This window comes from Patescibacteria group bacterium (assembly GCA_038065315.1).
Classification (GTDB): domain Bacteria; phylum Patescibacteriota; class Minisyncoccia; order Phycocordibacterales; family JBBTRF01; genus JBBTRF01.
In genome coordinates this window covers 1-14,148 of the sequence record JBBTRF010000001.1, presented here as the reverse complement: position 1 = coordinate 14,148, position 14,148 = coordinate 1, and the positions used below count along the sequence as shown (strand labels likewise).

11 protein-coding genes and 1 tRNA gene are annotated in these 14,148 nt (G+C 52.5%); 1 reads left to right on the top strand and 11 read right to left on the bottom strand.

Annotation, left to right across the window (positions count from 1 at the left end; all coding sequences use genetic code 11):
- Position 1: 1 nt before the first annotated feature.
- Together AAB391_00060 and AAB391_00055 are read right to left on the bottom strand one after the other, a co-directional pair.
- Positions 2–1,288 (bottom strand): hypothetical protein, encoded by a 1,287-nt coding sequence (locus AAB391_00060; GenBank protein ID MEK7644705.1) that lies wholly within the window; start codon positions 1,286–1,288, stop codon positions 2–4.
- 71 nt (positions 1,289–1,359) lie between these two features.
- Positions 1,360–2,085, bottom strand: coding sequence for a class E sortase (locus AAB391_00055; GenBank protein MEK7644704.1), 726 nt, complete (start codon positions 2,083–2,085; stop codon positions 1,360–1,362).
- A gap of 69 nt (positions 2,086–2,154) precedes the next feature.
- Between AAB391_00055 and AAB391_00050 the strand changes: the two genes are divergently transcribed.
- Positions 2,155–3,231 (top strand): hypothetical protein, encoded by a 1,077-nt coding sequence (locus AAB391_00050; GenBank protein MEK7644703.1) that lies wholly within the window; start codon positions 2,155–2,157, stop codon positions 3,229–3,231.
- A gap of 259 nt (positions 3,232–3,490) precedes the next feature.
- Here the strand turns inward: AAB391_00050 and AAB391_00045 are convergent, their stop codons facing one another.
- The 9 genes from AAB391_00045 to AAB391_00005 form a co-directional block, all read right to left on the bottom strand.
- Positions 3,491–4,249 carry a hypothetical protein gene (locus AAB391_00045; protein MEK7644702.1) on the bottom strand — a complete coding sequence of 253 codons (759 nt, stop codon included), beginning with the start codon at positions 4,247–4,249 and terminating at the stop codon, positions 3,491–3,493.
- A 300-nt stretch (positions 4,250–4,549) separates the two neighbouring features.
- On the bottom strand, positions 4,550–6,730 hold the full coding sequence (locus tag AAB391_00040) for a DNA gyrase subunit B (GenBank protein MEK7644701.1): 2,181 nt from the start codon (positions 6,728–6,730) through the stop codon (positions 4,550–4,552).
- 95 nt (positions 6,731–6,825) lie between these two features.
- Entirely contained in the window at positions 6,826–7,152 is a 327-nt protein-coding gene (locus tag AAB391_00035; protein ID MEK7644700.1) for a hypothetical protein, read from the bottom strand.
- Positions 7,153–7,549: 397 nt separating this feature from the next.
- On the bottom strand, positions 7,550–9,526 hold the full coding sequence (locus AAB391_00030) for a phenylalanine--tRNA ligase subunit beta (protein ID MEK7644699.1): 1,977 nt from the start codon (positions 9,524–9,526) through the stop codon (positions 7,550–7,552).
- Between the two features lie 7 nt (positions 9,527–9,533).
- Positions 9,534–9,983, bottom strand: coding sequence for a DUF5069 domain-containing protein (locus AAB391_00025; protein MEK7644698.1), 450 nt, complete (start codon positions 9,981–9,983; stop codon positions 9,534–9,536).
- Positions 9,984–9,989: 6 nt separating this feature from the next.
- Entirely contained in the window at positions 9,990–10,991 is a 1,002-nt protein-coding gene (locus tag AAB391_00020; GenBank protein ID MEK7644697.1) for a reverse transcriptase/maturase family protein, read from the bottom strand.
- A 762-nt stretch (positions 10,992–11,753) separates the two neighbouring features.
- Positions 11,754–12,488 (bottom strand): hypothetical protein, encoded by a 735-nt coding sequence (locus AAB391_00015; GenBank protein ID MEK7644696.1) that lies wholly within the window; start codon positions 12,486–12,488, stop codon positions 11,754–11,756.
- A gap of 306 nt (positions 12,489–12,794) precedes the next feature.
- Entirely contained in the window at positions 12,795–13,520 is a 726-nt protein-coding gene (gene pheS / locus AAB391_00010; GenBank protein ID MEK7644695.1) for a phenylalanine--tRNA ligase subunit alpha, read from the bottom strand.
- A gap of 549 nt (positions 13,521–14,069) precedes the next feature.
- Positions 14,070–14,145: transfer RNA gene (locus AAB391_00005), tRNA-Thr, on the bottom strand.
- Positions 14,146–14,148: the final 3 nt, after the last annotated feature.

Below are 14,148 nucleotides of genomic sequence, written 5' to 3'. Positions count from 1 at the left end.
ATTAGTTTGCCTTCCGAAACACGAAATACCACGAACCGCCAAAAGATACGGCGACGAGGCCAAGCAAGAAGAGGATAGAGGCAATGTAGTCCTCGATGCCAGTATATGGCACCTGATTCAAGTATACAAAAGCAGCGGAAGCAAGGGTCGAGGACGGCACCTGTCGGGTATCAGACAAGACGACTGTTGGAGGATTCGCACCACCGCCGCAACCGCCGCTACATCCGCCTCCCCCGCCGCCAGTGGTGACTGGAGTACTAGTGATAGTCGCAGTCGTACTCACCGTCACGGTCTGCGCACCGGAGGTGACGATCACCGTACCAGTAACAGTGCCTGGAGTGTAGTAGGTATGAGAAACGGTCTGAGTGGTGCCGGACAAGCTGTCGGTACCGGACCATGAATAGACGTAGCCGCCGACGCCGCCAGCTGGAGTGACGGTCCATGAAATAGTGCCGCCGATACCGGTGCTCGAAGGATTCGCGGCGATAGTCGCGGTCAAAGCAACTGGGCTTGGGTTGTTGGCCACAGTCGTTGCCGCACAAGCGACGGTGAGTGTCTGTGCACCAGAAGTGACAGTGACCGATGCGGCTTTTGAGCCGACGATCGAGTAGACCATAGAAGCCGTCGCGCCAGTGCCAGTGAGGCCGTCGGTGCCGGTCCATGCATAGGTGTACGCGCCAGTGCCACCAGTCGGAGCTGCACTCATAGACCAAGTGACAGTATTGCCGGTGAGTGGTGATGCGGGAGCAGAAGCACAAGAGCCGAGAACGAGCGGTGTCGGACCGCCAGCAGGCACGACGACAGGCGCCGCGAGCGTGGTGAAGCTGTTGATTGGTCCGCGTTCAGTAAAAATAGAATTCTTGCCGACGGTTCGGTAGTAGTAAGTGGTGCTTGGAGTAAGATTCACCAAAGTAAAATCAGTATCAGAAGGCACAGGTATCGCCAAGGTACCGGTGGTAAAACCAAGACCAGCAGTTGGGCCCCATTCGAAAAATGACCACGTCTCAGGAGAACCGTTTGGGTTCACGTAGCCGTGAATATGTGCAGACTCATGGGTAATGTCGCTTGAACCCTTGGTCTCGACGACTGGGTCCATTGGGATGTTTACAAAAATATCGATTGGATCTGGAAAGGTCGGCACACCAAAGCCGGATGGATTGAAAAAATCAACCACATTATCGAACCCGAAGGCCTGCGCTTTTGTTGGCGAAGCTGAAAAAACGAGGATGGCCAGCATAGCCACGAGAAAAGCGCTAAAAAGGGTGCGGGGTGTTCGGAGAGTATTCATATGATTGATAGCCGTTGGTTTCATCACAATATTTCGTATTTCAGTATCCTACCACGAATACTATATCTTGTCTAGTCTAGCGGCGGAAGTGCCATTTTCTTGATAAATCGCGCCTGCACCACCACTCGATCGTCCTTTGTACCAAAAGCGTTGCAGGTCGCGAGGGTGAGCATGCGGACATCACTCTCGAGATCGATGTACGCTTCGGAATCTTTCAGGAAGGAGACGCGCACGACTTTGTAGACATAGCGCGCGTCGGTGCTGTCGACATACACCTCGTCCCCTTCTACCAATTTCTCTACGCCATCGAAGGTATGGTACGCACGATTCTTGATCACTCGCGAATACGCGCTGTGACCCATCAAAAAGACATTTTTCGACTCACCAAGCAGGCCCGAGGTCGGATACCGCACTGCGCCCTCCATGAGCGCCGAGTCGAGGACGGCTACATTGGTGCTCGTCGGATTTTTCACCACCACACTCACACCAATTTTGGGGATCGACACATGCAGCGGCGTCTCTTTCACGACACCACGGTCGTACTGGACCGCCGGCTCCTCTTTTGTCACCAGTGCTGCCTCGACAGGCACAGAAGTGATCGGGGACGTACTCAAAGTAGTACTTGTCGAAAATGAAAATAGGCTGTTGATAGCGATCGGATTCGGCTGTACGGCCTGCTGGATATCGTGCGGCAATAGGCCAAAAACGCCCAAGATAGAGCCGAAAATGAAGAAAAAGAGAATAGCCACGCTGATCGCGAGATAGTGCTTGCCGACAGAGATCTGTTCTTTTGCCATAGCCCGACCATTCTAGCGCACATCGAGATACTTGACAAGTAGCAAGCTATGATATATAATGCCCCCACTATGGAAAACAAGGAAATTCACCCGAAAATCGCGAAGATCAAGCAGATCCACGAGTCTTCTATGAAGAGCTTGTCGATCATTGGCCTCATCGCGATTTTGGCAGTCATCAGCTTCGGTCTCGTGAAAGCGACCCCGGCGATTATCCGCGGTATCGCAGCAGCGGCCGTCTCTCTTTCATCTGTCTTCATCCCTGCAGAGAAGCTCGTCGCAGTGAGCGATGTCTACACAATTGACTCTGGTGACACCTTTACTCTCAAGTGGGCACTCGAGACCTCAAACACTGCTTCTGTCGGCGGCTCATACACCATCAGCTACCCTTGTGTTGACGGCGTCCACCTCGAAGCCGTAGGCCGTGGCTCCAACGATATTATTTTCTGTAACACTGTTTTCCATTTCCTCAACAACGACAACTCTCTCGCACTCATTGGCTTTTCGACCAAGGGCGCGACCGTCAACCTCCCTATCACCGTCTATTTCACTCGCAACGAAGAGTCTTCTCCTTCGACTCGCGCAAACGTGACGATCACCATCACCGGTGAGACGAGTGCAGACGCCATCAAGCCTCCAGTACAGCCAATTGCGGAAACACCAGTCAACACCAATGTACCGAGTGGTGCAAGCAATCTCGGCGGCTCACAGGTCGTCCAGATCCCAGGCACCGGCGGCATCGCACAGAATGGCGTGAGCAACCCAAACGGCAACATCGACTTGACCGCGACTATTTTGGAAACCGGTTACATCAACACCACGACTCTCGCTTTCGTCGCAGCCAAAGAAGTGAAGCCCGACCAACGAGCCGCGATTCGATTTGAAATCGTTAACCTCGGCAGCAAGCGCGCATCCGATTGGACCTTCGCCGCTGTCCTCCCTACCTTCCCCGGCTACATCTTCCAGTCCAACACGCAGCAGGCTTTGAACCCTGGCGACCGTGTGCAGTTCACTCTTGGCTTCGACAGTATTTTGAAGAAGGCCGAAAACGAATTCATCATCAACGTCGACCCAATCGGCAGCGTGCAGGAAACCAACAAGACGAACAATATCATCAAGGGGAAGATTTACGTGAATTTGAGCAACTAACAGGTAAGCAGAAGAAAACCACTCATCGTTTTTCAGGACACGGGATAAATCTCTTCTGAGATTTTCCCTCCTGCTCGACCTCTACAGGTCTGCGCAGAGGTCCTTCAAAACGATGAGTGGTTTTCTTTTGTATACATCTTGTTAACTCAGATTTAACCCTCATTTCTATACAAAAAGAATCCCCCAACACCGTAGTGCCAGGGGAAGCGTGAGGGAACCGAGGATCTTAAAGTCCGAATAGTCGAAGTGTCCAAGGGCCCTAGGGCGAGTTGCGGAGGAGGAGCCTGTCGTCGGTATGCCACTTGCGGTCGTTGTCGAGCCCGTGGACGCCAGCAACCCACTGGCCGTCGCTGCTGCGGTCGGCGCAGAGCACGACAACCTCGTCGTATTTCTGTTTATTTTCATCTTTAAGCTTCTTGCCAGTCCGTGCGAAGGCAAAGCTGGCGTAGCCGTTCACGAGGAGGATGTCTTTGCCGTTCTGGGTCGCAATGATCTGATCGTTCCACTGAGCTGGATTGATGTCAAGGTTCTGGGCGACGATGGCTCGGGAGAGGTCGTGGATGGACTCGGTAGCGTTCCCTGTCACCCACTGCGCCATTTGCTTGGACGTCATGACCCTGGGGGTCGCGACAGTGCGGGCGGTATCGCCGGGACACCTTGATGAGTATGCAGTGAAGCAGCGGTCGAAATCACCATCACGGTGACCGTATTTCACACCACGGCCGTCAATGAAGAGGTCCGCTATCCGATGAGGTTCATGTTCGCCGAGCGGGATGTCGGAGTGGAGGGTGCAGTCAGTAACAGAAGGTAAGACTGATCGATCAGTCACCTCTTTTGCTCCCTCAACAATCCCCCACCCTTCCGAAACCCACTGGAGACTCTTGTTCACACGGCCAGGGTTGAGCGAACCTTCCTTCAACCTTCGCTGCAAATCAGCGAGCCGACTCAAGAATGTCAATGCCTCTTCCAGACTCGGCACACCTTTCGTATTCGACTTTTTGACAACAAGCGTCGTCATAACATTTGTCTTTCGTTTGTGTCCGTCTCAACCCAGATACCGATCGGGCCGACAGACTGTTTGCATACCGCACCTAAGCCGTGTTCATTGCTCGCCATAAAATGGTCCGCCACAGCTCCTGTTTTTAATACTGCCACAAATACTCGTAATTCGTCAAATCCGCGGAGTGCGACATTGGTAGCAGGAAGAGCACGCGAGGCCATTTTTCAGAACACGCCATAAATCTTTGCTAAGATTTTGGCTCCTCTCGCCACCGTCGTGGCTGCGAGAGGTTCTTCGAAATGGCCTCGCGTGCTCTTGCTAAATATCGATATTCGCCGACCGCGCGTTCGACTGAATAAACGACTTTCGTGCCGGCACATCGGTACCCATCAACATATCAAACACCTTGTCCGCCTCGGAGGCGTCTTCGATGCGCACCTGCTTCAAAATACGTCGAGCAGGATCCATGGTGGTCTCCCAGAGCTCGTCGGAGTTCATTTCTCCGAGACCCTTGTATCGCTGGATGGTGATCTTTGGGCCCTTTGGTTTGTCGCCCGCTGCACCTGCCTTTCCGCCGTTCGCAGCCACCTCAGCAGCTTCCGCCGCCTCGGCCTCAGCAATCCCCTCAGGCGATTCGTCGTTGCCGTCGAGCGACTGCAATTCCTCGACATTTTCCTTGCCGATCACTTTCGCTTTTTCCTGATCGCTGTACGCGTAGAAAATCTCCTTGCCTTTCTTGATCTTGTAGAGCGGCGGTTGAGCGATGTAAATATAGCCACCATCGAGCAACGGTTTGAAGTATCGATAGAGCAAAGTCAAAATGAGTGTGCGGATGTGTGCACCGTCCACGTCGGCATCAGTGGCGATGATGACCTTGTGATAACGGAGCTTGGTGATATCAAAGGTGTCGCCGATCGCGGTACCCATGGCCACGACGAGATTTTTGATCTGCTCGGAGCCGAGCATGCGGTCGAGACGTGCGCGTTCGATGTTCAAAATCTTGCCTCGCAACGGCAACACCGCCTGAGTACGGCGGTCGCGACCCATCTTCGCCGTACCGCCCGCGGAATCTCCCTCCACAATGAAGATTTCGGAGTCTTCGGCACTGGTACCACTCTGACAGTCGGCGAGCTTGCCCGGAAGAGTCATACCATCCAAAGCACCCTTACGGAGAATGGAATCCTTGGCTGCCTTGGCGGCTTTTCGCGCTCTGAGGGCCAAAATCACCTTCTGGACGATCGATCGGGCATCATCAGGATTTTCCTCGAGGAAGGCACCGAACGCCTCGCCAAACACGCTTTCGACGGCCCCGCGGGCCTCCACGCTGCCCAATTTGCCCTTGGTCTGGCCTTCAAATTGGATCTCTCGCATCTTCACGGAGATCACGGCAGTGAGACCTTCGATGACGTCTTCGCCAGTGAAGTTGTCCTCGCTTTCTTTGATCAAATTGTTCTTGCGGCCGTAGGTGTTGAGCGAGCGGGTGAGCGCAGTCTTGAAACCTGTAATATGCGTACCGCCCTCGGCGTTGTAGATGTTGTTGGCAAACGGCATAATGCGCGATGAGATATCGTCGACATACTGCAATGCCACTTCCACCGACTCCACACCTTCCGCGCGCTTTTCTTTTTCAACATAAAATACATTTCGATGAATCGGCTTCTGGAGCTGGTTCGAAAACTTCACCAGCGACATGAGGCCGCCTTCGAAATAGAAGGTCTGGGATGGCGCGTCGAGACCAAGCTCACGGACATAGAAAGCGGAGTCGAGTGCTTCGTCGAGAACATCTGAATCCGGATGGTTGCGGGCGTCGATGACGCAGATGCGCAAGCCGCGTACAAGGTACGCCTGCTGACGCATGTGGCCAATGATTCGGCTGACATCGAAGGCCTGCTCGCCGAAGATGATCGGGTCCGGCTGGAAAGTGACAATAGTGCCGTGGAGCTTTGAGCTCGCGACCTTCTTCACCGCGCCTTTTTTCTTGCCCTGCGAATACTCCTGCATGAATTTGCCACCATCCTGATGTACCTCCACGCGGCACATCACGGAAAGCGCATTCACCACGGAAGCTCCCACGCCGTGCAGACCGCCGGAGACTTTGTAGCCGCCTTCGCCGCCGAATTTACCACCGGCATGGAGCACTGTCATGACGGTTTCAAGTGCCGACACTTTGGTCGCCTTGTGAATGCCGGTCGGAATGCCTCGACCGTTGTCTACCACGCGCACACGCTCGAGACCGAGCTTTTCGCCGTTCTTGCCTTTTGGCGCTGGCAGAAGGGCGACTTCGATGTCATTGGCAAAACCACCCATCGCTTCGTCGCGAGAGTTGTCGAAGATTTCCGTGATGAGATGGTGAAAACCGTCCGGCCCAGTAGTGCCGATATACATGCCCGGGCGCTTTCGTACCGGTTCGAGCCCTTCGAGGACGGTAATAGAATCCGCCCCGTACTCAGCCTCTTTTGCTCCCTTGGCCGCCTTTTTCTCTTCTGGATCTTTAGCCATAATGTTGTTGTTTGTACTATGTATTATATCAAATCGGAGCGCCAAAAACTAGCCAAAAAACGCCCGAAAGTGTGGTCTTCTGTGGATAAATAGCCTTATTTTCCAAGGGTTTTTGTGCCCTTGCTTCCATCTTTATTATTTGCTATATTTGAAGCCTCGGGTTTGACGCCAGAAAGCATCGCGCCTACCGGCTGGCTTGCAGCTCCTTCGGGAGAAGTTGCAAATGAAGGCATTTGGGCCCTTCCATTCCTATCTAAAAAATCTCCTTTTTCAAGGAGGTTTTTTAGTTTTTGACTCTTCCCTCCAATATTCTCGTAGTGGGTCACTATATAGAAGCCATTGTCACGATTGGCAGCAATTCTCAGAAAGCCCTCGTCTGTGGTCGGGTAGATGAGATTGATCTTGTCTCGGTTGCCCCTCACATTCCGCATCACATACCGCCAATCATTCGCGTTAATGAGCAAATTTTCTGGCAAAAATGTTCCGTGGTCTTTAATAATCTTATTTGCAATATCGTGACTAAAGAGAGCGAACGAGGCTTTTGGTCAACCGAGACAAAACTAGGGACCACAGCGATACTTTCCACTCGACTCTTCCCTTTTAGAACATCATCGATGTTTTTCAACAACATTCTCTCTCGTGGAACCAACTTTCTCAGAAGAACGTTTTTGAACGAACTCTTTCCGGTCGTATTTTCCTGCTTGGGTATATCTTTGGACATGTTGCCCTAAATATACAAAACCAGCGATAGAGAAACTACTAAAAAAGGTTCAAGAAATGCCTAATTTTCGGTAAAGAAATAATGAAGAAGTTCTAAAATTACCGCACCGTCCACCCATTCGCCTTCACCGCTTCGTGGAGCGCGGTCATGTGCGCGTTCACTTCTTCATCGGAGAGCGTCTTTTCGTATGACTGGAAGATCATGCGGTACGCGAGCGAGAGTTTGCCGTCTTTTTCGAATCGATCGAAGCAGTCAGGGCCTTTCACCACGAGGTTACCAGCGATCTTCTTGAGCAAGTCGGCGATGGCGGTGCGAACAGCCGCCTCATCCGTACCAGCCGGAACAAACAGTGCGATATCGCGTGTGATGAACGGATACGCTGAGAACGGCTTGTATTTAGTGTCGATAGCGCGAGTAAAGCCGAGGTCGGTGTAGGAGGCTGGCGCAGGGAGTGTCGTGATGAGCGAGGTGAGATTCAGCTCGAGCAGCGCACCGCCAGTAGCAGCCACCTGGACTTTGGCCGCAGGGAGCGTGATACTGAGCCCACCAGCAATCGCCTCAAGCGCATTATTCAAAACATCCTCGCTCTTCTTCCCTTTCACTTTCTTCACCATTTGTGCGGCGAGGCCGAGAGAGGTGGTTTCAGCGGCGGCGCTAAAAACAGTGCCGATTTCGAAAATAGCAACTGTCTCGAGGCCAAGCAAGTCGGCGTTGCGAACATTCATCTCAAGCGACTTCGCCATGCCGTCGGCGAGATTGGTGCGAAGCTTGCCTTTATCAGCAGCCAGCGACTTTGCCACCTCAAAATCACCCTTGGCGGCCAGAGCATAGCCGTACACCTCAGAGAAGCCTTGGGCGATGAGTACATTCTTTATCTTTTCGCAATAATAAAAAGTCTTGTTGGCAGTTGCGAGCGGACGCTTCGCTGGCGCGGTGTACGGAATCTTGTCGTAGCCGTAGAGGCGGCCGACTTCTTCGGCGATATCGGCAGGAATCCGCAAGTCGAGACGTTCATACGGGATGGTGAGGGTGAATGTGTCACCTTTTACGCCTTTCGCGCCGCCAGAAATCACAGCGTTGAGTTCAAGCCGATTGAGCAAGTCGACGACTATGCCTGTAGGAATGGCAACGCCAAACATCGCATTGATCTGTTCGACCGAAACCTCCATTTTGACCAGCTCGGGAAGCTCACCGTGAATGTCGGTCACCGGTCCGACTTTTGCACTCTTTGACTGTTCCAAAATGAGCGCGGTGAGCCAATACATGGCGTCGGCTGCGAGGTGCGGTGTGATCTCATTTTCAAAACGTCTCGAAGATTCATTGCGGATGCCGATCTTGGTGCTGGTCTTGCGCACGGACACAGGATCAAAACACGCTGCCTCGAGGATGAGGTTCTTTGTCTCGCTGGTGACAGCGGCTCGCGAACCGCCTTTCACTCCAGCCACCGCCAGCACACCGGCATCATCGGCGATCACGAGCATCTCCGGAGACAATTCAATCTCCTTCCCCGCCCCGGCACTGCCGTCGAGTGTGGTCATTTTTTCGTTGGCCTTGGCAAGACGAATCGTGATCGGACCCTTCACTTTGTCGGCATCAAAAGCGTGGAGCGGCTGGCCCATGTCGAACATCACCGTGTTGGTCGCATCGACGACGGTGTTAATGGAGCGCTGGCCGATCGCTTCGAGCCAGAATCGTGGCCAGTCGGGCGTCTTGCCGACAGTGATATTTTCGACGTAGCGGGTGACATATCGAGCGCAGAGCTTCGACTCGAGATTCTTTACCTCAACTTTCCGAGTCGAAGTTTCGGCAAATGGCTGCCTGTTGAGCGGCTTGCGCGCCAAGCCGGCAAGCGCAGAAACTTCGCCCGAGGCCCCTCGATGACAGAGTGCGTAATGAGCTCGGTCGGGCAAGACTTTTACGTCGATGACGGTGTCGGTGAGCTTTCCCTGCGCATCAAGCACTTTCTCAATCCCCTCCACCTCAAAAGCGCCGAACGTGAACAGCTCAGCAAGCTTTTCCGCTGTCGGAAGCGGCTTTTCGAAATAGCATTGGAGCCAGTTGTGGGAGACTTTCATTGACATATTATTTCTTAAAACTTACCTTATCATCCGCATCAAGGTGGTCAAAAAGGACTGAGGTCTCCTTCGGGAGATTGAGGCGGGCAAACTGCTCCTCGAGCCACTCGCGATTTTCCGGATTGTCGAGGTAGGCATTGATGCTCGCCCGCCCTGACCACTGCATGATCTCGGCGTCGCTTTTTGAACCACCGTTGGCGCGAACCCAGGCTTCGATCTCGTCGTCGGAATGTCCTTCAGCAATGTAGGCTTTGAGCTGGTCGCCAGTAATCCCCTTCCAGTCGAGGAGCGATCGGTCGAGCTCGCAATCAAACTCGTATTCGCCGGCCTTCCCTGCGAGCGTCGCACGACACTTGTCGATACAACGCGCCAAAATGACAAAATGTCCGAGCCGTACGCGCGGGCTGCGGGGCGGTTCTTTCGTGAGGTCGAGGTCGATTTTATACGAGGTGGTCATTGGGGGTCATTTTAGCATATTCCGCTCATACTGTGCGACTTTTTCGCACAGGTAGTAAGTGTTGCCATGGCTCAACAGTCCCAAGTACGACCGAACTGTCGCCAATGAATCTGCTGCGGCCAGGCGCTTGAACATCCTCCGTTTTGTCACCGAACGCAAAACTCTGTGGTGCGGAAAATGCACCCAACCCAGAAAATCGACACCTGACGCAAGTGTTTTGATTGAAACCTTGCCTGGATGAAGCGAAAGCTTTAGTTCATGTTCCAAAAAATCAGACATGTCCCGCAACTGGCGCTCAAGCACTTTTTTCTGTTCGTGAAAGATGACGAAATCATCCGCATATCGAATGTAATACTTTACCTTGAGTCGATGCTTCACAAATTGATCAAATTCATTCATATAAATATTCACCAGAAGCTGCGAGGTGAGATTGCCGAGCGGCAGCCCCTTGCCTGGCGCAGTACTCTGAAAACCATCGACCACTCTTTCGATCAACCAGACAACATCCGGGTCGGCAATATACTTTTTTAGTATATCAATAAGGATGAAATGATCGATGGAAGCGAAGAATTTCCGAACATCGCATTTCAACACCCAGCAGGTGCGAGTATGGTTGAGTGAGACTTTTCTTCCAAAAGTCCGAAATTGGTCTAATGCCAGATGAACGCCTTTCATAATTCGACAAGAATACGAATCGCTGATAAACGTTCGATCAAAAAATGGGTAGAGTTTTCGACACAGAGCGTGGTGCAACAAGCGATCTCGCACCAACGCCTTATGAATACTGCGCGGCTTCGGGTCGGTAATAGCGAATGCCTTGTAGGGAGAGTGAACGTATGTTTTGGCAACCAACTCTGCCCGAAGGTTCAAGATATTTTCCATCAGTTGAAGAGAGAAAAGCTGCACGTCTCTCTTCTGTTTTTTATCCCTCGAAAATTCGCGCCAGGCAAGGAGCAGATTTTCGAGGGATGTGATATCTTCGTAGGCATGAACCAACTGAATGCGCATACTAGAAAGTCTACCCCCCCCGACAATTTTGCCAGTGCTACAACACCTAAAAGAGAGTTATTTTCTGTGGTTTTCCTATAGCAGTAATCTTCCGAAGCCTGTTCGACTGGGCATCGGAGCAAAGATAGAAGATTCCTTTACCGAGGCCTTGAAATCGATTTATCGAGCCACTTACGCTCATGGGGAAGAAAAAATCCGCTGGATACTCATGGCTCAAGAACACCTGGATCTTATAAAATTCTTTTTATATATCGGATGGGAAATGAAAATTATCGAGGACAAGAAATTTATCGTGCTCAATGAAAAGTTGGTCGCGGAGAGCCAGATGCTGTACGGCTGGATCTGTTCCGTGAAACAAAAACTCCCGCGGTAAGCGGGAGAAAAGGAAGAATAGCGAAGGAGCAGCCTATTACCGGCATTCCACTCGTTGTCGTTGTCGAGCCTGTTGACGTTGGCATTCCACTGGCCGTTGTCGTTGCGGTTGGCGTAGAGCATCTGTACCTCGCCCCATCCATGACACTGCCCATTGAATGCTCTCCGGGCTGAATTGTATGCCGAGACGATTTCTCGCCAGAGCGAGGCACCAACTATTTCTTTTTTTGAATGTTGCAGAATTCGCCACACCAAGCTTGCGCCGAGCATGCCAGCAAATTCTTGATGATAAGTATATAAAAGAAGGATAAAAATGTAAAAAAGAATCCCCTAACACCGTAGTGCCAGGGGAAGCGTGAAAGAACCGAAGGGACAAAGTGTCCGAGGGTCCTAGGGCGAGTTGCGAAGGAGCAGCCCAGCACCGGCATTCCACCCGTCGTCGTTGTAGAGCCTGTAGACGTTGGCAACCCACCGGCCGCTGCCGTCGCGGCCGGCGTAGAGCATCACCACCTCGTCGTATTCCTTGCCTTTCTCATCCTTTAACTTTTTCCCGCTTCTCGCGAAAGCGAAGTTAGCTCGGCCATCGGTGAGGAGGACGTCCTCGCCCTTCTGGGAAGCAGCGATGGCGTCATCCCATTGGGCTGGAGTGATGTCGAGCTTCTTCGCGGTGATGGCACGGGTGAGATCGGGAATGGACTCGGTAGCGAGACCAGTAGCCAATTGGGTCATCTGCCTGAACTTCATGACACAGGAAGTCTCGACGAGTTCGGCAGTGCCGGCTGAACACTCCGGAGAGTTCTCGGCAAACCAGTTATCGAAATCGCCATCGCGGTAGTAGAAGATGACGCCGTCACGGTTCCGGAACAACTTCGACATCGGTCGGGCCTTGTGGTTGCCGAGGGGGATGCCTTTGCGGACAGAGATGAGGGTGGCAGATTGTTCGGCAGGCACCACCTTCGGAGTAGCGACCGGGTAGTTGTTCACGAACTCGCAGAAACAAGCAGCGAGACCGTCGGTATCCTTGATGGCAACCTGGATGCGCTCGTGACTCAATTGGGCCGGCTTGACGGTAGTCAGCAACTGGGCCAGAAGTTGGTTCAGCTGCTTTTGGGTCGATGTCTTCATGTGTATTTGCGCGGTTACAGCGTCTTCCCATATCAATAGTGTCCTACCGTACCAGATCCAAACGGATCTGTAATACGGAAGGGATCGCTCGACAAGAAGTCGGTTCGCCACAGCGGAGAAAGGCTCAGTGGTCGTGTCCGCTGGCCGGACGTACACTGAAGCCGCTCTTTGCTGTGGCGAAACTCGCAATTTCGTGTCAAAGACCGAGATTCGGCACTTGATATATTATACACCATTTTAGGCTATTTTGTCAATAGCAAAAAGACCCCTATTTAGGGCCTTCCTTAGCCATACTGGGTGCGATATCTAGAACTGATTCACAAGCCGCAAATCCGCCGTGTACAGTGCGCGGATATCGTCGATACCGTAGCGGAGCATGACGAGGCGGTCGATGCCGCCGCCGAAAGCGAAGCCCGACCATTGCTGCGGGTCGATGCCGGCGGCGGTCAACACATTCGGGTGCAGGAGGCCCGCCCCCATCACCTCGAGCCACTTGTCCTTCCAGCGAATATCGATCTCCACGCCCGGCTCGACGAACGGAAAGAAGCTCGGACGGAAGCGTAGCTCGACATCTTCGCCAAGCAGGCGCTTGAAGAAATACGTCAGCGTGTTTTTGAGATCAGCCAGCGACACCTGCTTGTCCACCATCACGCCATCGAGCTGAAAGAATTGCGCTTCGTGGGTGACATCGGTAGCTTCGTTGCGAAATACCTTACCCGGAGCGATAAGGCGCAGCGGTGCAACTTTCGCCAGGTCGTCTTTGTGCTGCTCGAGCATGCGGAGCGTCACCGAGGTCGCGTGGGTACGCAAAAGCAAGCGCTCGCCGCTCGCACTTTTCTGCTTCAGCCAAAAGGTATCCTGCATGTCGCGCGCCGGATGATCTTTCGGCACATTGAGTGCGTCAAAGTTGTAGAACTCAGTCTCAAGCTCCGGCCCCACCGCCACATCAAAACCAATCTCCGCGAAGATTGTCTGGATCTCGCGAATCACCTGGGTGAGCGGATGGAGGTGGCCTTTTTGTTGTTCTTTCACGGACGTTTTTACACTTTCAGACATTGTTCGGTAATTCTAGCCTGAAAAAGAGGTCGACACAACTTTTTGAAAATCGCTGATCGGCAGTGAGGGTGGTGGCGTGGCTTTTTGAGTACCCACGGATTTTTCATACTTTTCTCATACTTTTGTATGAAGAATCCGCAGATACTCTTTTTTACGGCAACACCCACCGCACGTAGCAGCACTCGCCCGCCCACTACATCTCCTCCCCAAACGAAATAAGTGCAATGGCAACGATGCCGACAATCACGCCGGCGATCTGTACAGAATTGAGCTTTTCACCATACATCACCAACCCAACCAATGTCGCAGCAACAGCTGAGCCGACCGAAAAAAGGATCGCCCCGCGTGTAAGACCTGACCCATTATTAATCGCGGACAGCCAAAATATATTGGCAACCATATATGAAACAAGTGCAAGCGACCAAAATAGTGCGGTTTGTTTGAGCGAATATTCCTTCGCAAAGATGTCTGCGACGACCTCAAAAGCAATGAGCAGACTGATACCAATGATCCAGTGCATATGTGTGGAGCCACCTGTCAGATTTGAACTGACGCGATCCCGTTTACAAAACGGGTGCTCTACCAACTGAGCTAAGGTGGCGTT